At 61.2% G+C, this 19,907-nt stretch carries 12 protein-coding genes, 3 tRNA genes and 5 pseudogenes; 6 read left to right on the top strand and 14 right to left on the bottom strand.

Features of this window, described 5'->3' with window-relative positions:
- Window positions 1-50: 50 nt before the first annotated feature.
- From rpoC to IPK59_01520, 12 genes and pseudogenes are all read right to left on the bottom strand, one after another.
- Window positions 51-4,220, bottom strand: a pseudogene (gene rpoC, locus IPK59_01575) (DNA-directed RNA polymerase subunit beta').
- A 64-nt stretch (window positions 4,221-4,284) separates the two neighbouring features.
- Window positions 4,285-8,465, bottom strand: a pseudogene (gene rpoB, locus IPK59_01570) (DNA-directed RNA polymerase subunit beta).
- 272 nt (window positions 8,466-8,737) lie between these two features.
- Window positions 8,738-9,103 carry a 50S ribosomal protein L7/L12 gene (gene rplL / locus IPK59_01565; protein MBK8157530.1) on the bottom strand — a complete coding sequence of 122 codons (366 nt, stop codon included), beginning with the start codon at window positions 9,101-9,103 and terminating at the stop codon, window positions 8,738-8,740.
- Between the two features lie 66 nt (window positions 9,104-9,169).
- Window positions 9,170-9,683: pseudogene (gene rplJ, locus IPK59_01560) on the bottom strand (50S ribosomal protein L10).
- Window positions 9,684-10,029: 346 nt separating this feature from the next.
- A complete protein-coding gene (rplA, locus tag IPK59_01555) occupies window positions 10,030-10,731 on the bottom strand; it encodes a 50S ribosomal protein L1 (protein MBK8157529.1) in 702 nt (233 codons plus the stop codon).
- Window positions 10,728-11,159 (bottom strand): 50S ribosomal protein L11, encoded by a 432-nt coding sequence (rplK, locus tag IPK59_01550; GenBank protein MBK8157528.1) that lies wholly within the window; start codon window positions 11,157-11,159, stop codon window positions 10,728-10,730. Before rplK ends, rplA begins: the two co-directional genes overlap by 4 nt.
- 124 nt (window positions 11,160-11,283) lie before the next feature.
- Window positions 11,284-11,814: a transcription termination/antitermination protein NusG gene (gene nusG, locus IPK59_01545; protein MBK8157527.1), complete on the bottom strand. Its 531-nt coding sequence runs from the start codon at window positions 11,812-11,814 to the stop codon at window positions 11,284-11,286.
- 5 nt (window positions 11,815-11,819) lie between these two features.
- Entirely contained in the window at window positions 11,820-12,017 is a 198-nt protein-coding gene (gene secE, locus IPK59_01540; protein ID MBK8157526.1) for a preprotein translocase subunit SecE, read from the bottom strand.
- Between the two features lie 83 nt (window positions 12,018-12,100).
- Window positions 12,101-12,176: transfer RNA gene (locus IPK59_01535), tRNA-Trp, on the bottom strand.
- Window positions 12,177-12,295: 119 nt separating this feature from the next.
- A pseudogene (gene tuf / locus IPK59_01530) lies at window positions 12,296-13,486 on the bottom strand (elongation factor Tu).
- A gap of 100 nt (window positions 13,487-13,586) precedes the next feature.
- A tRNA-Gly gene (locus tag IPK59_01525) sits at window positions 13,587-13,660 on the bottom strand.
- 100 nt (window positions 13,661-13,760) lie between these two features.
- Window positions 13,761-13,846, bottom strand: a tRNA-Tyr gene (locus tag IPK59_01520).
- A 161-nt stretch (window positions 13,847-14,007) separates the two neighbouring features.
- On the opposite strand from IPK59_01520, the gene rlmB reads away from it, so the two are divergent.
- From rlmB to IPK59_01505, 3 genes are all read left to right on the top strand, one after another.
- Window positions 14,008-14,892: a 23S rRNA (guanosine(2251)-2'-O)-methyltransferase RlmB gene (gene rlmB / locus IPK59_01515; protein ID MBK8157525.1), complete on the top strand. Its 885-nt coding sequence runs from the start codon at window positions 14,008-14,010 to the stop codon at window positions 14,890-14,892.
- Window positions 14,893-14,922: 30 nt separating this feature from the next.
- Window positions 14,923-15,336: an EF-hand domain-containing protein gene (locus IPK59_01510; GenBank protein ID MBK8157524.1), complete on the top strand. Its 414-nt coding sequence runs from the start codon at window positions 14,923-14,925 to the stop codon at window positions 15,334-15,336.
- A gap of 128 nt (window positions 15,337-15,464) precedes the next feature.
- Window positions 15,465-16,517, top strand: a complete 1,053-nt coding sequence (locus IPK59_01505) for a Fe(3+) ABC transporter substrate-binding protein (protein MBK8157523.1) — start codon at window positions 15,465-15,467, stop codon at window positions 16,515-16,517.
- A 77-nt stretch (window positions 16,518-16,594) separates the two neighbouring features.
- On the opposite strand, the gene IPK59_01500 is transcribed toward IPK59_01505, so the two are convergent.
- Window positions 16,595-16,816 (bottom strand): hypothetical protein, encoded by a 222-nt coding sequence (locus tag IPK59_01500; protein ID MBK8157522.1) that lies wholly within the window; start codon window positions 16,814-16,816, stop codon window positions 16,595-16,597.
- A gap of 205 nt (window positions 16,817-17,021) precedes the next feature.
- On the opposite strand from IPK59_01500, the pseudogene IPK59_01495 reads away from it, so the two are divergent.
- The 3 genes and pseudogenes from IPK59_01495 (at window position 17,022) to IPK59_01485 (ending at window position 18,750) form a co-directional block, all read left to right on the top strand.
- A pseudogene (locus IPK59_01495) lies at window positions 17,022-17,916 on the top strand (phytanoyl-CoA dioxygenase family protein).
- Window positions 17,917-17,943: 27 nt separating this feature from the next.
- Complete coding sequence (locus tag IPK59_01490) at window positions 17,944-18,387, top strand: CoA-binding protein (GenBank protein ID MBK8157521.1); 444 nt, start codon at window positions 17,944-17,946, stop codon at window positions 18,385-18,387.
- Window positions 18,388-18,486: 99 nt separating this feature from the next.
- Window positions 18,487-18,750 (top strand): hypothetical protein, encoded by a 264-nt coding sequence (locus tag IPK59_01485; protein ID MBK8157520.1) that lies wholly within the window; start codon window positions 18,487-18,489, stop codon window positions 18,748-18,750.
- A 50-nt stretch (window positions 18,751-18,800) separates the two neighbouring features.
- On the opposite strand, the gene IPK59_01480 is transcribed toward IPK59_01485, so the two are convergent.
- Entirely contained in the window at window positions 18,801-19,775 is a 975-nt protein-coding gene (locus tag IPK59_01480; GenBank protein ID MBK8157519.1) for a transglycosylase SLT domain-containing protein, read from the bottom strand.
- Window positions 19,776-19,907 lie beyond the last annotated feature (132 nt).

Genomic DNA, 19,907 nt, shown 5'->3' with positions numbered 1-19,907 from the left:
CCGAAGCAACGGGGCCCTTCTTACGAGCCTATCGCAACGTGGAAGCGCCGTTAGGCAACTTCCGCCTTGGGCGACTGATCGGTAATCGCCGGCTTCCGGTCCTGGGCAGCCTGGAGCTCCTTGTCGCGCGAGGCGGCAACCTGCTTCAAGCGGGCCATGACCGAACCGGTACCGGCCGGGATCAAGCGACCAACGATCACGTTCTCCTTGAGGCCGATCAGATTGTCGACGCGACCAGAAACCGCGGCCTCCGTGAGGACGCGTGTGGTTTCCTGGAACGAGGCTGCCGAGATAAACGAACGGGTCTGCAAGCTCGCCTTGGTGATGCCCAGCAGCACCGGCTTCGCCGTCGCGAGGCGACCGCCTTCTTTCAGGACCTTTTCGTTCTCGGTATCCAGTTCCGTACGGTCGATCTGCTCGCCCGCGAGGAAGGTGGTGTCACCAGGATCGCCGACCTCGACCTTCTGTAGCATCTGGCGAACGATCACTTCGATATGCTTGTCGTTGATCTTCACGCCCTGCAAACGATAGACCTCCTGGATCTCGTTGATGAGATAGGACGCCAGGGCCTCAATGCCGAGCACGTTGAGGATGTCATGCGGCACGGGGCTGCCATCCATGAGAAGGTCGCCCTTCTGCACGTAATCGCCTTCCTGCACCGAGATATGCTTGCCCTTCGGAATCAGATACTCGACCGGCTCTACGCTGGCATCGTCCGACACGACGACGATGCGGCGCTTGGCCTTGTAATCCTTGCCGAACTCGACGCGACCGGCACTCTCGCTGATGATCGCGTAATCCTTGGGCTTGCGGGCTTCAAACAGTTCCGCGACGCGCGGCAGACCGCCGGTGATGTCACGGGTCTTCGAACTTTCGCGCGGGATGCGGGCCAACACGTCGCCGGCGCGGACATGCGCACCGTTATCGACCGACAGAATGGCGTCGACCGACATGAAGTAGCGTGCCTCGATACCGTTCGGCAGCGTGATGACATTCCCCTTCTCGTCGCGCAGCGTGACGCGCGGACGCAGATCCGCACCACGCGGCTGCTGCTTCCAATCGACCACGACGCGGCTCGAGATACCCGTGGTCTCGTCGACCACTTCGCGCATCGACAGGCCTTCGACCAGGTCGATGTAGTTCACGATGCCTTCTTTTCCGTGATGATCGGCAGCGTGTAGGGGTCCCATTCGGCGAGCTTCTGACCCTTGGTGACCTTCTGACCATGATCCTGGATCAGCTTGGCGCCATAGGGCACGCGGTGACGGGCGCGCTCACGGCCCTGGTCGTCGACCAGGACTATTTCGCAATTGCGGCCCATCACGACTGGGATGCCGTCGCTGTTCATGACGATGTTACGGTTCTTCACCTGCACTTCGCCATTATAGGTCGCTTCAATCGCCGACTGTTCGGCACCGCGCTGCGCCGCACCACCGATGTGGAAGGTACGCATTGTAAGCTGCGTACCCGGTTCACCGATCGACTGCGCCGCGATGACACCGATGGCTTCACCGATGTTGACCGGCGTACCACGCGCAAGGTCGCGGCCATAGCAGGCTGCGCACACGCTGGTCTTGGTATCGCAGGTGAGGACCGAACGGATCTTCACAGTGTCGACGCCCGCGCGCTCGATCTCGTCGGCCATCGGCTCGTCGATGAGCACGCCACGGGCGGCAATGACACGACCCGAGAGCGGATCCTTCACATCCGGCCGCAACCGTACGGCCGAGGATGCGCTCGCTGAGTGCCGCGATGGTTTCACCGCCTTCGATGACCGCCTTCACGGTGAGGCCCGTCGTGGTGCCGCAATCGATCGTGGTGATGATCGCGTCCTGCGCGACGTCGACCAGACGACGCGTGAGGTAACCCGAGTTCGCGGTCTTCAAGGCAGTGTCAGCCAGACCTTTGCGGGCACCGTGGGTCGAGTTGAAGTACTCGAGCACCGAGAGGCCTTCCTTGAAGTTCGCAATGATCGGCGTTTCGATGATTTCACCGGACGGCTTGGCCATCAGGCCGCGCATGCCGGCGAGCTGCTTGATCTGCGCAGCCGAACCACGGGCGCCGGAATGCGCCATCATGAACACCGAGTTGATACCCTTGCCGGTCGATTCCTTGGACATGACTTTCATCATCTCTTCGGCGACCCGCTCGGTGCAGTTCGACCAGACGTCGACGACCTTGTTGTACTTTTCACCCTGAGTGATGAGGCCGTCCTGGTACTGCTGCTCGTATTCCTTGACCTTCTGCTGCGCGTCGGCAACGAGCTTCTTCTTCGCCTCTGGGATGATCATGTCATCCTTGCCGAAGGAGATGCCCGCCTTGCAGGCCTGGGCGAAGCCCATGCCCATGATCCGATCGGCGAAGATCACGGTCTCTTTCTGGCCGCAGTGACGATAGACGGAGTCGATCACGTTGGTGATCTCCTTCTTCGTCAGCACGCGGTTGATCAGCGAGAACGGCAGGTTCGGATGACGCGGCAGAACTTCGGACAGCAGCATGCGGCCCGGCGTCGTCTGGACGAGACGCGTGACCGGCGCACCGGTTTCGTCGACCGTCTTCAAGCGCGCCTTGATCGGCGTGTGCAGCGTGATGACCTTGGCTTCGATCGCGTGCTGGATTTCGCCGATGTTGGACATGACCATGCCCTCGCCCGGCTCACCCTTGCCTTCCATGGTGAGGTAGTAAAGACCAAGGACAATGTCCTGGCTCGGCACGATGATAGGCTTGCCGTTGGCGGGACTGAGGATGTTATTGGTCGACATCATCAGCACGCGCGCTTCAAGCTGCGCTTCCAGCGACAGCGGCACGTGAACCGCCATCTGGTCGCCGTCGAAGTCGGCGTTGAAGGCCGTGCAGACCAGCGGATGCAGCTGGATCGCCTTGCCTTCGATCAGCACCGGCTCGAAAGCCTGGATGCCGAGACGGTGCAGCGTCGGCGCGCGGTTCAGCATCACCGGATGCTCGCGGATGACCTCTTCCAGGATGTCCCAAACCTCGGGACGTTCCTTTTCGACCATGCGCTTGGCGGCCTTGATGGTCGATGCCATGCCGTAGATTTCGAGCTTCGAATAGATGAACGGCTTGAATAGCTCGAGCGCCATCTTTTTCGGCAGGCCGCACTGGTGCAGCTTGAGCTCCGGACCGACGACGATCACGGAGCGGCCCGAATAATCGACGCGCTTGCCGAGGAGGTTCTGACGGAATCGGCCCTGTTTGCCCTTCAGCATGTCGGAGAGCGACTTCAGCGGACGCTTGTTGGCACCCGTAATGACGCGACCACGACGGCCGTTGTCGAACAGGGCGTCGACGGCTTCCTGCAGCATGCGCTTTTCGTTGCGGACGATGATGTCCGGCGCCTTCAATTCGATGAGGCGCTTCAAGCGGTTGTTGCGGTTGATGACGCGACGATAGAGATCGTTGAGATCCGACGTCGCAAAGCGGCCACCGTCGAGGGGAACCAGCGGACGCAGTTCCGGCGGAATGACCGGAATGACGTCCATAATCATCCACTCGGGCTTCGAGCCGGATTCGAGGAACGCATCGACCAGCTTCAGACGCTTCACCAGCTTCTTGCGCTTGGCTTCGGACGAGGTTTCGCGCAGGTCGACCTTCATCGTCTCGCGCTCTTCGGCGAGATCGATGGTCGAGAGCATGCCCTTCAGGGCTTCGGCGCCGATGCCGGCCTGGAACGCGTCTTGGCCATATTCATCCTGGGCGTCCAGATACTGCTCCTCATTGAGCAGCTGATGCTGCTTCAAGGGGGTGAGGCCCGGCTCGATCACGACATAGTTTTCGAAGTAAAGGATGCGCTCGAGATCCTTCAGCGTCATGTCGAGCAGCAGACCGATGCGGCTCGGCAAGGACTTCAGGAACCAGATATGGGCGACCGGGGAGGCCAGCTCGATATGGCCCATGCGCTCGCGCCGGACCTTCGACAGCGTCACTTCCACGCCGCACTTTTCGCAGACGATGCCGCGATACTTCATGCGCTTGTACTTGCCGCACAAGCATTCGTAATCCTTGATCGGACCGAAAATGCGGGCGCAGAACAGACCGTCGCGCTCCGGCTTGAACGTCCGGTAGTTGATTGTTTCCGGTTTCTTGATCTCGCCGAACGACCACGAGCGGATACGCTCCGGGCTCGCGATCGAGATGCGGATATTATCGAAGGTTTGCGGGCCCTGGGGCTGTCCGAAAACGCTCATCAGCTCTTGATTCATCGCCATCTCCTTCCGCTACCCGCCCGACGGGGTGCACCCGTCGGGCATCGGGCAGCTATCCGATTTAGTAATCGTTCTGCGTCAATTCGACATTGAGGCCGAGCGACCGGAGTTCCTTCACGAGAACGTTGAAGCTCTCCGGAATGCCGGACTCGAAATTGTCGTCGCCGCGAACGATGGCTTCGTAGGTCTTGGTACGACCGGAAACGTCGTCGGACTTCACCGTCAGCATTTCCTGCAACGTGTAGGCAGCGCCATAGGCCTCGAGGGCCCAGACTTCCATTTCGCCGAAACGCTGACCGCCGAACTGCGCCTTACCACCCAGCGGCTGCTGGGTGACGAGCGAGTACGGGCCGATCGAACGCGCGTGGATCTTGTCGTCGACCAGATGGTGCAGCTTCAGCATGTAGATGTAGCCCACCGTCACCTTGCGGTCGAAGGTGTCGCCGGTGCGGCCGTCGATCAGCGTCACCTGGCCGGAGCTTTCCAGCCCGGCCTTGGTCAGCATTTCGACGATGTCCTCTTCGCGCGCGCCATCGAATACCGGCGTTGCGATATGGACACCACCGCGCAGATTGCCGGCGAGCTCCATCAGCTGGTCGTCGGGCAGCTCCTTGATCCTCGGCCTTGTAGGTCTTCTCGCCGTAGATGCTTCACCGACTTGCGCAACTCGGCATACTTGCCGTTGATGCGCACCTGGTCGACCATCTCACCGACCTGACGGCCGAGATTGGCGCAGGCCCAGCCCAGATGGGTTTCGAGCACCTGACCGACGTTCATGCGCGAAGGCACGCCCAGCGGGTTGAGCACGACGTCGACCGGAGTGCCGTCTTCCAGGTAAGGCATGTCTTCCTGCGGCAGGATGCGGGAGAACCCCCTTGTTCCCGTGGCGGCCGGCCATCTTGTCGCCCGGCTGCAGCTTGCGCTTCACCGCAACGAACACCTTGACCATCTTCAGCACGCCCGGTGGCAGATCGTCACCGCGGCGCAGCTTGTCGACCTTGTTTTCGAAACGCTTCTCGAGGGCGGTGACGCCCTCGTTGAAGCTGCTTCTTGAGGGCCTCGATCTCGGCCATGCGCTTGTCGTTCTTGATGCCGATCTGGCGCCATTGGCCCGGCGTGAACTCCGAGAGCACCTTATCGGTGATCTTGGTGTCCGGCTTCAGCGTCTTCGGGCCACCGGCCTGCGGGCTTGCCGACCAGCAGTTCCTTCAGGCGGCCATAGATCCGCTCCAGGATGGCGCGTTCGTCGTCGCGGTCTTTGGCAAGACGCTCGATTTCCGCGCGTTCGATCGCAAGCGCGCACGTTCGTCCTTTCGATGCCGCGGCGCGAGAAGATGCGCACTTCGACGATGGTGCCCTGCACGCCCGGGGGCAGACGCAGCGACGTGTCGCGCACGTCGGAGGCCTTTTTCGCCGAAGATGGCGCGCAGCAGCTTTTCTTCCGGCGTCATCGGGCTTTCGCCTTTCGGCGTGACCTTGCCCACCAGAATATCGCCCGGCTGCACTTCGGCGCCGATATAAACGATGCCGGCTTCGTCGAGGTTCTTCAGCGCTTCTTCACCGACGTTCGGAATGTCGCGGGTGATTTCTTCCTGGCCCAGCTTCGTGTCGCGGGCCATCACTTCGAATTCCTCGATGTGGATCGAGGTGAACACGTCGTCCGAGACCATGCGTTCGGAGATCAGGATCGAATCTTCGAAGTTGTAGCCGTTCCACGGCATGAACGCGACGAGCACGTTCTGGCCGAGCGCCAGTTCGCCCAGCTCGGTCGATGGGCCGTCGGCGATGATGTCGCCCGCCTTTGACCATGTCACCCACTTTCACCAGCGGTCGCTGGTTGATGCAGGTGTTCTGGTTGGAGCGCTGGTACTTGATGAGGTTGTAGATATCCACGCCCGGCGAGGTGATCCATGCTTCCGGTGGCGCGGATGACGATACGGGTGGCGTCGACCTGGTCGACCACGCCGGCGCGGCGGGCGCCGATGGCAACGCCGGAATCGCGCGCGACGGTACCTTCCATACCGGTGCCGACGAGCGGCGCTTCGGTGCGGACCAGCGGCACGGCCTGACGCTGCATGTTCGAGCCCATCAGCGCGCGGTTGGCATCGTCATTTTCCAGGAACGGAATGAGCGATGCCGCTACCGACACGAGCTGCTTGGGCGACACGTCGATGAAATCGATGTCTTCGCGGCGGGCCATCATGAAATCCCCGCCTTGACGGCAGGAGATCAGATCGTCGACCAGCTCCGCCTTGGCATCGAGCTGCGCGTTGGCCTGGGCGATGGTGTACTTGCCCTCCTCCATCGCCGAGAGATAGATCACCTCGTCGGTGACGCTGCCCTTTTCGACGCGGCGATACGGGCTCTCGATGAAGCCGTACTGGTTGACGCGGGCGAAGGTCGCCAATGAGTTGATGAGACCGATATTCGGACCTTCCGGCGTTTCGATCGGGCAGATGCGGCCGTAATGGGTCGGATGCACGTCGCGCACTTCGAAACCGGCGCGCTCACGGGTGAGACCACCCGGCCCAAGCGCCGACAGGCGGCGCTTGTGGGTGATTTCCGAGAGCGGGTTGGTCTGGTCCATGAACTGGCTGAGCTGCGACGAGCCGAAGAACTCGCGCACCGCGGCCGCCGCCGGCTTCGCGTTGATCAGGTCATGCGGCATGACCGTGTCGATCTCGACCGAACTCATGCGTTCGCGGATCGCGCGTTCCATGCGCAGCAGGCCAAGGCGATACTGGTTCTCCAGCAATTCGCCGACCGAGCGGACGCGGCGGTTGCCGAGATGGTCGATATCGTCGATTTCGCCACGACCGTCCTTCAGGTCATGCATGACCGAGAGGATGGCGAGGATATCTTCCTTGCGGAGCACGCGCACCTGATCGTCGGCGCCCTGGATCCGAAATATCGGCGCAGCTTCAGACGGGCGTTCATTTTCACGCGGCCGACAGAGGGGTCATAGCGCTCGAGATCGAAGAACAGGCCGCGGAACAGGGCTTCCGCCGTATCCAGGGTGGGCGGCTCGCCAGGGCGCATGACGCGGTAGATGTCAATGAGCGCTTCTTCGCGGCTCGAATTCTTGTCGGCCTTGAGGGTGTTGCGGATATACGGGCCGACATTGACGTGGTCGATCGCGAGCACCGGCATTTCCTTGATGTCGAATCTTCGAGCGGCTTGAGCAGCGCCTGGCTGATCTCGTCACCGGCTTCGATCAGGATCTCGCCCGTCTCTTCATTGACGACATCAAGGGCCGAGAAGCGGCCGATGATCTCTTCCGGGGTCACCAGCGCGTCCTTGAGGCCCGCTTCCTGCAGCTTCTTGGCAAGGCGCGGTGTCATCTTGGTGCCGACTTCAGCGACGACCTTGCCGGTCTTCGCATCAACCAGATCGGCGGTCAGCTTGATGCCCTTGGTGCGCTCGGCGTCGAACGGCGTGGTCCAGCCCTTCTTGGTCTTGGCGAACACGACCTGCTTGTAGAAGAATGCCAGCACTTCCTCGGTCGACATGCCGCCGAAGCGAGTCGTCCTCGGAGAGCGTCTCGCCCTTCTTCAGCTTGGCTTCGCTGTTCTTGTTCCACAGCGCCAGCAACAGCGTCGTCGCCGGCAGCTTGCGGCGGCGATCGATGCGCACATAAACGAGATCCTTGGCATCGAATTCAAAATCGAGCCACGAGCCACGATACGGGATGACGCGCGCGGCGAAGAGATACTTCCCGCTGCTATGCGTCTTGCCCTTGTCGTGGTCGAAGAACACGCCAGGCGAACGGTGCATCTGGCTGACGACGACACGCTCGGTGCCGGCAACGACGAAGGTGCCGCTATGCGTCATGAGCGGCATATCGCCCATGTACACATCCTGCTCCTTGATGTCGCGGATTGAGCGGGCGCCCGGTGTCTTCATCCAGATCCAAACGACGAGACGCAGCGTCACCTTGAGCGGCGCGGCGAAAGTCATCCCGCGCTGCTGGCATTCCTCGACGTCGTATTTCGGCTCTTCCAGTTCGTAGCGAACGAACTGCAGCTCCGCCTTCTCGGAGAAATCGCGGATCGGGAAGACCGACCGGAATACTTCTTGAAGGCCGGAATTCTGACGCTTCTCCGCAATCACGCCAACCTGCAGGAACTGGTCGTAGGAGCTTTTCTGCACCTCGATCAGGTTCGGCATGGTGGTGACCTCGGCGATACGGCCAAAGGTCTTGCGGATGCGCTTGCGGCCGGTGAACGACTTCGACATTGACATCCCTCGTCTCAAACTGTGGGGCTAGCGATCAGCGGAAATCCGATGCTCGCTTAAAACTCTTGCCGCCTGTCCGGTAGTCCGGACCTTTCGCCGATCGATCCAAATTATCGATCCCTTGGCACGGCGACGGCCGCCGCTGCGATGGCTATTGCCGGGCTTCAAATCCGGCGGACGTCCATCGCAAAACGTCCAAAATCGCCTTATCTCTGGAGGCGCGGAAGCGCCGAGCCTTGCGGCCGGCGCTCCCCCACCCCAGAAATCGGCGTCGAAGCTTACTTCAGCTCGACCTTGGCGCCGGCAGCTTCGAGCTTCTTCTTCAGCTCTTCGGCTTCCGCCTTGCCAACGCCTTCCTTCACGGCCTTCGGCGCGCCTTCGACCAGGTCCTTGGCTTCTTTCAAGCCAAGACCCGTGATCGCGCGCACTTCCTTGATCGCGTTGATCTTGTTGGCGCCACCATCGACGAGGATGACGTTGAATTCGGTCTTTTCCTCGACGGCCGCGGCGGGAGCCGCAGCAGCGGCAGCGGCGGGGGCCGCAGCCGACACGCCCCAAGCTTCTTCAAGCTTCTTCGAAAGCTCGGCGGCTTCCATGACGGTGAGCTTCGAGAGCTCGTCAACCAGCTTCTGCAAATCAGCCATTTTATTCTCCTAGGCTTTAGTCTTGTTGGGTTCGAACTTCAGTTATTGGGTCTCAAGATCGGCCTATCAGGCCTCACCCTTCCGGGCATAAGCGCCAAGCACGCGCGCCAGCTGACCAGCAGGCGCCTGCACGACCGTGGCCACACGCGTGGCCGGAGTCTGCAGGAGAGCGATAAGCTTCGAGCGGAGCTCATCGAGCGACGGCAGGAGGCCAGGGCCTGATCCCGTCGGCGTTCAACGTCTGGGTGCCCATCGAGCCCCCGACGATGCTGAGCTTCTCGTTGCTTTTGGCGTACAGCACGGCAACCTTTGCGGCCGCGATCGGATCCGCCGAATAGGCGATGGCCGTCGGGCCCTTGAGGAACTGCCCCAGGTCTTCGTGCTTGGTACCCTTCAGAGCGAGCTGTGCTAGCCGATTCTTGGCGACTTTAAAGCCGGCTCCGGCCGCCCGCATCTTGCGACGCAGGTCAGACACTTCGGCAACGCTCAAACCGTTCTGCTGGGTAACTACCACCAGATTTGCGGCGTTGAGTGTTTCCTGGAGTTCCGTGACCAGCTTCTCTTTGCCAGATCGGTCCACGTTTCGTCTCCGATACTAATGACCCCATGTTCCAAGTGTGGAGCGCGGGACCGGTTACAATTGGACCTTCCGACCCATCTCTGCCGTCCCCGAAGGGATAGCGCCCAAGACAGAACCGAAAGCTCCGGTTGACCTGTCCCAGAAGTTCGCCCCGAACAGACATATGCCAACAGGCACATGCCGAAATTCGGTTCACCTCTGTCTATTGCAGGCGAAAGGCGGAACGACCTTCCATTAGTCTCCAACGCCAAGGAGACCTGCAGTCTCGGACAGGGAAATGGATGATTTCTCATCCACCCTTCGACGGCCTCCCGGACAAATCCGGAAAGCCGTCAAAACTCTTCAATCAATCAGCCGCCACCAAAACGGCGACGTCGAGCTTCATGCCCGGCCCCATGGTCGAGGCCAGCGATACCTTCTTAATGTAAGTACCCTTGGCACCCGCGGGCTTGGCCTTGTTGATGGCGCTGACGAACGCCTTCACGTTGGCAACCAGGTCGGCTTCCGAGAAGCTGACCTTGCCGACGCCGGCATGGACGAGACCGGCCTTCTCGGCGCGGAACTCGACCTGACCGCCCTTGGCGGCCTTCACGGCTTCGGCGACGTCGTTGGTGACGGTGCCAAGCTTCGGGTTCGGCATCAGGCCACGGGGGCCCAGCACCTTACCAAGCTTGCCGACGGTCACCATCATGTCCGGCGTTGCGATGACGCGGTCGAAATCCATCTTGCCGGCCTGAACCATCTCGGCGAGATCGTCGGCACCGACGATGTCGGCACCGGCCTTCTTCGCGGCTTCGGCCTTGTCACCCTTGGCGAACACGGCGACGCGGACGGTCTTGCCGGTACCGTGCGGCAGCGAAACCACGCCACGCACGTTCTGATCGGCATGCTTCGGATCGATGCCGAGGTTCATGGCGATCTCGACGGTTTCGTCGAACTTCGTCTTGGCACGCGACTTCAGTTCCTTCACCGCATCCTGCAGCGAATAGAACTTGGTGCGATCGATGCCTTCATAGGCCTTTTTAATGCGCTTGCCGGTCATGATTATTCCTCCACAACCTGCAGGCCCATCGAACGGGCCGAACCGCGGATCATTTCCGCTGCCGCTTCGATGTCATGCGCGTTGAGATCGGCCATCTTCTGCTTGGCGATCTCGCGGCACTGGGTCATCGTCACCTTGCCGACGAACCCGCGACCGGTGGTCTGCGAGCCCTTGTCGATCTTCGCCGCCTTCTTCAGGAAGTAGCTGGCCGGCGGTGTCTTGGTGACGAAGCTGAACGAACGGTCGCTGAACGCGGTGATGACCACCGGGATCGGCATGCCCGCTTCCAATTGCTGGGTCGCCGCGTTGAATTCCTTGCAGAACTGCATGATGTTCAAGCCGCGCTGACCAAGTGCAGGACCGACGGGCGGCGAGGGATTCGCCTTACCGGCCGGGATCTGCAGCTTAATGTAGCCTTCGATCTTCTTTGCCATGATGAAACCTCGTTATGAAGCCTTTACCCGGCTTCCTGGGGTTTTGTGGTCCGGCCCTGGCTGGCCTCCCACACTCTCATTCCGGCGAAACCGTCACCGGGCGGATAGACAGGCGAAGGGGCCGTTAGACCTTCTCGACCTGCGAATACTCAAGCTCAACCGGTGTCGCGCGACCGAAGATGGACACGGCCACTTTCAGGCGGCCCTTCTCTTCGTCGACTTCCTCGACATGGCCGGTGAAGGAGGTGAACGGACCGTCATTGACACGGACCTGCTCGCCCACTTCGAAAATAACTGCGCGCTTGGGACGCTCGATCCCTTCCTGCACCTGGTGCAGGATACGCTGCGCTTCGGCTTCCGAGATCGGGCTCGGCTTGCCTTTGCCACCGAGGAAACCTGTCACCTTCGGCGTGTTCATGATCAAGTGCCAGGACTCGTCGGTAAGCTCCATGCGCACCAGGACATAACCCGGGAAGAACTTGCGCTCGGCATTCACCTTCGACCCGCGGCGGACTTCGACCACTTCTTCGGTCGGCACCAACACGTCGGTCAGCAATTCTTCCATACCCTTTTGCTTGGCCTGATCGCGAATTGACTCAGCGATCTTGCGCTCAAAGCCGGAATAGACATGGACCACGTACCAACGATGCGCCATTGCGCTTAGCTCCCCAGACCCAAAACGGCGGTGATGCCCCAACCCAGGACGGCGTCGACCGCAAGGAAGAAAACAGAGGCAACCGCCACCATCACAAAGACCATCGAGGTCGTGATGGTCGTCTCCTTGCGGCTCGGCCAGGTGACTTTCGACACCTCTTGCCGGACCTGCCGGAGAAACTCGATCGGACTTGTTTTCGCCATCGTTCCGGAACCTGAAATCAGCTTCAAATAAACTCTGTACTCTTAACTCTGTCGGCCATTCGCCTGCTCTGCAGGAGAAAGGCTGGCAGGGGCAGCAGGGATCGAACCCGCAACCTTCGGTTTTGGAGACCGACGCTCTACCAGTTGAGCTATGCCCCTAACATCTCCTCAACTACCGGTCCCACCCTGTAACGCCGATCCGGCGACTGCATTTCGCAGCCGCCGGAGCAGCATTTCCGGGCCATTCCGGCAGCGGCTTTCGCCGCCAACCTTCAGCCTTACTCGACGATCTTGGCGACGACGCCGGCGCCGACGGTACGACCGCCTTCGCGGATGGCGAAGCGCAGACCTTCATCCATGGCGATCGGGGCGATCAGGTTGACCACCATCGAGATGTTGTCGCCGGGCATCACCATTTCGGTGCCTTCCGGCAACTCCACCGTGCCCGTCACGTCCGTCGTGCGGAAGTAGAACTGCGGGCGATAGTTGGAGAAGAACGGCGTGTGACGGCCACCCTCTTCCTTGGTCAGAATGTAGGCTTCCGCCTTGAACTTGGTGTGCGGGGTGATCGAACCCGGCTTGGCCAAGCACTGACCGCGCTCGACGTCTTCACGCTTGGTGCCGCGCAGCAGCGCACCGATATTGTCGCCAGCTTCGCCGCTGTCCAGCAGCTTGCGGAACATTTCAACGCCGGTCACGGTCGTCTTCACCGTCGGCTTCAGGCCGACGATCTCGACTTCCTCGCCAACCTTCACGATGCCGCGCTCGACGCGACCCGTGACCACCGTGCCGCGACCGAGATCGAGAACACGTCTTCGATCGGCATCAGGAACGGACGATCCTTCGGACGCTCCGGCTGCGGGATGAATTCATCGACCGCCGCCATCAGCTTCAGCACCGCGTCATGGCCGAGCTCCGGCTGCTTGCCTTCCAGGGCGCACAGCGCCGAACCACGGATGATCGGAATGGTGTCGCCCGGGGAATTCATACTTCGACAGCAACTCGCGGACTTCCAGCTCGACGAGATCGAGGAGCTCCGGGATCGTCCACCATGTCGCACTTGTTCATGAACACCACCAGCGCCGGCACGCCGACCTGGCGGGCCAGGAGGATGTGCTCGCGGGTCTGCGGCATCGGGCCGTCGGTGGCCGAAACCACCAGGATCGCGCCGTCCATCTGTGCGCACCCGTGATCATGTTCTTCACATAATCGGCATGGCCCGGGCAATCGACATGGGCGTAGTGGCGGTTCTTCGTCTCGTACTCAACGTGGGCCGTCGAGATCGTGATGCCACGCGCCCGCTCTTCCGGCGCCTTATCGATCTGGTCATACGCCGTAAACGTCGCTCCACCAGACTCCGCCAATACCTTCGTGATCGCCGCCGTCAGCGACGTCTTGCCGTGGTCAACGTGGCCGATCGTGCCAACGTTGCAATGCGGCTTGTTGCGCTCAAATTTAGCCTTCGCCATGTCCGTGCAATCCTAGACCAGATTGAAATCGTTTCTTTAACCACTTTGCCGTAAACCAGTCACCGGACCGATCCACTGCGAAACTCCCACATCGAGCGATTGGAGCGGGTGACGGGAATCGAACCCGCGTAGCCAGCTTGGAAGGCTGGAGCTCTACCATTGAGCTACACCCGCCCGCTCACTCGCGAGCCAACACTCGCCAACACCTCAGCAACCTCGCGCCACCACCCACATAAGCACATGCCATTACTGGCAAAATGCCCAAGGGGGAGCTTGGTGGAAGGGGTAGGATTCGAACCTACGTAGGCCGAAGCCAACGGGTTTACAGCCCGTCCCCTTTAGCCACTCGGGCACCCTTCCATCGCGCTCGACTCCGCTCAGCGGAGACGCGGACTTATGAGCATTTAACCAACCGTGTCAACTTGAAATCACAGCAAAAACTCCCGTTCGCGCCGATTTCGATTCCGGCCCGAGGGGAGTTAGGGTAAAGCTCTTCTGTCATCCAGATCATAGAGTCCGACATGCCCCCGCGCAAGCCGCCAAAGACCCCAAAATCCGCTCAAGATAAGCCCGAAGGACGCCGCGCCGGCCATTTCGCCGGAGGTGGCGCGCGCCATGGCCGGAATCGTGACGATCAGGCCCGTCGCAACGAAACTAAATTACCCTTGGATTCTCCGGCAAACGTCGCGGGCGGACCGGGCGGATATTGGATTTTTGGCCATCACGCGGTGGAAGAGGCACTTAAGAACCCGAAGCGGCGAATTCACCGCCTGATCGCCGCCGGCGACGCTGGTGCGGCGTTAGGACGCGGCGCCCAGCAACCTGCGATCGAGGCCGTGGAACGCGACACGATCGACAAGCTGGTCGGCCGAGATGTTGTCCACCAGGGCATCGCTGCCAGGGTTTCGCCTTTGCCCGAGACCTATATCGACGAGATCTGCGACCTGGCCCGCGACCGCGAGAATGCCAGTGTCGTCATTCTTGACCAGGTCACCGACCCCCACAATGTCGGCGCCATCCTGCGCTCGGCGGCAGCCTTTGGCGCCATCGCCATCATCCTGACCGAGCGCCATGCCGCGCCCGAAAGCGGGATCCTGGCCAAATCGGCGTCAGGCGCCCTGGAACATGTACCACTGGTGCGCGTTACCAACCTTGTGCGTGCCATGGAGGAACTGAAAACAGCCGGCTTCTGGTGCATCGGTTTGGCGGCGGAAGCAAAACAGACGCTCTCCAGTGTCAAATCGGGCGGCCGCGTTGCCTTGTGCCTCGGAGCGGAAGGCGCCGGATTGCGGCGCCTGACTCGTGAGAATTGCGACCTTCTTGTGCGCCTGCCAACATCGGGGCCGATCGATCACCTCAATGTGTCGAACGCCGCCGCGATTTCGCTCTATGAATTGGCGCGATGATGGTTGCGGAAAGTTGATCAAGGAACTGGAATGAAAGCATATCTGCTCCTCGCCGTGATGATGGCGATGACCGTGTCAGGCACGGCCCTGGCGCAAACCGCGCCCGATTTCCGGACGGCCTATTTCAATCGCCTCGATCAGAAGAAGTCCGGCGGTTTCACGTTGCAGGATCTGCAGCGCATCTCGGCCAAGGAATTCAAGCGGATTGACGAAAACCGCGATGGCGGCCTGTCGCTTGAGGAGTATCTCTTCGGCATCCCCTCTTCCCGCCAGGACGCCATCGACTTCTTCTCGGCCCGCTTCCAGCGCTCCGACTACAACGGTGACGGCAAGGTCGATTTCAACGAAGATCAGGCCTATTGCTTCGACTTGGTATCGCTTGCCGACAGCAACAAAGACGGCATCGTCAGCAAGGACGAGTTTCTTGCAGCCATGGCTCAGTAGTCCGCATCAACGCGCCGCAGCGCACCAATCCCCCGCCCCCTTGAACGATGGACTTCGGGATATTATATCTGGTTGCGAGTTATTCTGACTTGCAGTCGCACAAATAATCCTGTCGCTCGGGGACCCCAATGACGAAATTCCGCCCGCTCACCTTATCGCGCCGCCAATTTGCCGCGGCCTCCTTGGCCGCCATGGCCATGCCGATTGTCCGCCGAGCCACGGCGGCTTCCGGCGAGGTGAACATCTATAGCGCCCGGCACTATCCGGCGGACGAGACGCTCTACGGCCTGTTCACCCAGGAGACCGGCATCAAGATCAACATCATCCAAGGCACCGCCGAGGAGCTGATGGAGCGCGTGAAACTCGAGGGCGAAAGCTCGCCCGCCGATGTCTTCGTCACGGTCGATGCCGGCAATCTTTGGCGCGCCCAACAGGCAGGTGTCTTCCAACCGACCAAGTCCTCCCTGTTGTCCGAGAAGATCCCGGCCAGCTTCCAGGAACCGGAAGGTCACTGGTTCGGCTTCTCGACCCGCGCCCGGGTCGTCGTCTACGACAAGACCAAGGTGAAGCCGGAAGACCTCAGCACCTATGAGGACCTCGCCGATCCGAAATGGCAGGGACGGATCCTGATCCGCTCCTCCAACAATATCTACAACCAGTCCCTTCTCGCCTCGATCATCGAGCATGATGGCCCTGAGAAGGCCGAGGCCTGGGCGAAGGGCCTCGTTGCCAACTTCGCGCGCAAGCCTGAGGGCGGCGACACCGACCAGATCAAGGCGCTGATCGCCGGCGAGGGCGACATCGCTATCAGCAATACCTATTATTTCGCGCGCATGCTCGCCAGCAAGGACGAGGCGGTGAAGAAGAGCCTGGAAAACCTGGCCGTCTTCTTCCCGAACCAGCAGGACCGCGGGACCCATGTCAACGTCTCGGGCGCCGGCGTCGCCGCCCATGCGCCCAACCGCGACAACGCCCTGGCCTATCTGGAATTCATGGCGAAACCGGCCGCCCAGGAGATCTTCTCCGGCGCCAATTTCGAGTATCCGGTCGTGGCCGGCTCCAAGGTGTCGGAGATCGTCGCCGCCTGGGGAGATTTTAAGCTCGATGAGATCAACGTGTCCGCCTTGGGCCGCAACAATCCGCAGGCCGTCATGATCATGGATCGCGCCGGCTGGCGCTGAACAACGCCGCTACAATGAAAAACGCCGCCGGCTGTGCCGGCGGCGTTTTCAATTTGCGATCCGATCGCGCGGCGGCGTCAGACGGTGATGTCGAGGCGACGATCGCTGGTGCTGCTCACCGAACTGCGTTCGGAGCTCTCTTCCACCACTTCGGTCTTCTTCAAATCAGCTTCTTCGGCAACGCGGTTATTTTGACGCTGCACGGCACTCGTGCCCGCAGCCTGACCGCTCTGCTGAACGCCGGCAAATCTGGCCGCTTCAACACCGGCGGCTACGGACCCGATTTGGGTGATGCTCATCGCACACCCTCCTGGCAAAGTTTCAGTTGATGATAAGATTGGGCCTTCGGGGCAGAAGCGCAAGAGATATCGTTTACGAATTTAATCGAAGTTTAAGTAATTTCCTTTCTCTGCCACAGATCGCACCGCCTCGACGGTCACGCGCGCAAAGCGCTATGGTGGCACCAGCCAATTCATCCGATGCCTTGCCTTGGGAATCGAATCCATGTCGCTGACCCATACCAACCCCTTGAACGCCCTCCCGGAAGAATCCCGCGCTGCCTTCTGGCGCGACGGATTCCTGGTGGTCGAGCAAGCCCTGAGCAAGGCCGAGCTAACCAGCCTGCAGGCCGAGTTCGATACCTGGGTGGCCCAAAGCCGGTCCCACGAAAAACCCTGGGGCGAGATTGTTGATGGCAGGCCCAGATTCGATCTGGAGCCCGGTCACACCGCCGACCGCCCAGCCTTGCGCCGCGTGAATTCGCCCACCGAGATATCCGCGACCTATGACCGGGTCATGTCGGAAAGCCGCATCCCCGCCCTCGTCGCCGACCTCATCGGCCCGAACGTCAAATTCCATCACGCCAAGATCAACTCGAAACTGCCCGGTGCCGCCACCCAGGTGAAATGGCACCAGGATTTCCCCTTCACGCCTCACAGCAACGACGACCTCATCACCGCCCTGATCTTCGTCGATGACGTGACCCCCGAGAACGGCCCGCTGAAGGTCCTGCCCGGATCGCACCAGGGGCCGCTCTACGAACTGTGGCACGAGGGACGGTTCACCGGCGCCGTTGATCCTGGCACGGAGACCGAGAATGCTGGCCCGCGCAAAGCAGTGCACGGGACCCGCCGGCAGCGTCTGCCTCATGCATACCCGCTTGCTGCACGGGTCGGCGCCCAACCGGTCGCAACAGGCGCGCACGCTGTTCATCTGCGTCTATTCCGCCGAGGATGCGATACCCCTCTCGCCCAACCCGCTGCCCAGCGTCCATGAAGGCCGCATCGTGCAAGGCGTGCGCACCGGCCGGGTGCGGTGCGTTGCCAACGAACTGCGCCTGCCGCAATTGCCCAAGACAGCCTCCTTCTTCAACCAGCAAGCCGCCACATATGATGGTTGAACACGGATCACCAGGCCGAGGCCACTTATGAGTACTCTTGTCAGCGACGACTTCCTGCGCCGCATCCTGACTGAAACCCGGATCATCGCCCTGGTCGGCGCCAGTCCAAAGCCGGACCGGCCGAGCCATGGCGTCATGCGTTTTCTGCAGCGGCATGGATACCGGGTCATTCCAGTCAATCCCGGTCTTGAAGGACAGACGCTCAACGGCGAGCGCGTCTATGCGCGCGTGACTGACATCCCCGAGGCGAAGTCCGGCCAGATCGACATGGTCGACATCTTCCGCAATTCCGAGAATGCCCTGGAACCGAGCCGCGAGGCGATTGCGGTCGGCGCGAAGACGGTGTGGATGCAGCTTGACGTCATCAACGAAACAGCCGCTGCAGAAGCGCGCGCCGCGGGCCTCAACGTCGTCATGGATCACTGCCCCGCAATCGATATCCCGCGCCTCCGCATCGCGCCGCGGGCTTAGACAACAACGATAAGATTGGGTTCCTTGCCGCAATCCTTGGCGCTGGTCGCCAATTACGTTATTGTCGGCCCATTCGGGGATGAGTTCTGAGGGAAGTTAATGACGCGGGTAACAAGTACCGCCAGCGCCGCCGAGCGGCCGTCGGACATTGAGCTTGGCTGGCTTTCGAAGGGGCTGAAGCAGCCCGGCGGCAAATTACCGCTGTTCGATGAGTGGGGTCAGAAGATCAACGAGCGCACCATCCGCGCCTGCATCGACCATGGTTGGGCGGAACCCTGGTTCACCAACCCGTTGAAACCGGACTGGCTGGTCTGCAAGCTGACCGATGCAGGCCGCCGCGCCATCGAAACCAAGAATCACTGACTGCTAGATCGCGAAACTCGACCGCAGCAATTCGAGATGCAGCGGATCATCTAAGCGATTGAACAGACTCCGCTGCGAGCTGGCTGGCCGAACTCGGTCCCGTCGATGGGGGGATGCATGGCCAGGCGACGTGGCTTATCGCCGTTTTCCTCTTCCTCGCGGGCGACCGGCAATGCTGCAAGCGTCACCAGCATGAGCGGCGACAGCAGGCTGCCGACCTTGCCGAAACCGCCTGACGATCCACCAGGCACCGGCGCGTTCTCCAGGGATGCTGTCCGGACGGCCATCGCATAGGCGGCGTTCGGACTGGCCGGCAAGGCAGTGCCGGCATCCGCCACGATCGTCGCTGGGGCTGTGTTGCCCTCAAAGGCCGCATAGGCCTCCATATCCGCATTCATGGTGGCGGCGAACTTGTCGTAGATCTCGGAAACGGTTTTGGCTCGGCCACTTTCGTCATAGAAAACATTCTTGTTCGCCGCCGCGGCCTTCGGGAACAGGCTGGCGCCCGTCTTCTCCGGGCTCTCGGCGACATTGCGCATGAATTTGATGGCGCCGCTGATTCCGAGGAAATGGGCGAAGTAGAGATCCGTGCCGGTGATGTCGCGACCCAGCTTCTCGCTGAGCTTGGCCTTGTTGTCGGCGGCATGCTCCGCCGCCATGGCCGCCGCAAAGGTCGGGTCGCGGCGCAGGTCGAGAATGTCCTGCCGTGTCGCTGCGTCCGCGACGGTGAAATGCCCGTCCGAACGCCGGGTGATCTTGTCGGCAAGGTCCCCCTGTCCGTATTCGGCGCCATGGTTCTTCACCACGCCCAGCCAGGTCTGCTCGACGAACTGATAGAGCCCGGCGGCGGATGATGTCTTGGCCTGGGCACTCGGATTGAAGCTGCTCTCCCGGTTGGCCTGCGCCATCAGATAGGAAAACTCGATGCCGGTTGACAGGCTGGCTTGGCGGATCCCGGAAAGCACATCCGACCTGACCGACAGGTCCTGGCCGGCGCCACTGGTGACAGTCACGAACGGCGTCATCGCGGGCATCTCCCATGGCAAAGGGGAAGTCGCGCGGCATGTGCGGGGCGGAAAAGCGCATCAGACGCCACCGCCGCGGCAATTTTTGCCGGTCCTTCGACCCTAATGTGGTTCCGTGAAGCCATCAAAGCG

This window comes from Rhodospirillaceae bacterium (assembly GCA_016712715.1).
Taxonomy (GTDB): domain Bacteria; phylum Pseudomonadota; class Alphaproteobacteria; order Dongiales; family Dongiaceae; genus Dongia.
This window is presented reverse-complemented; position numbering and strand designations above follow the sequence as displayed.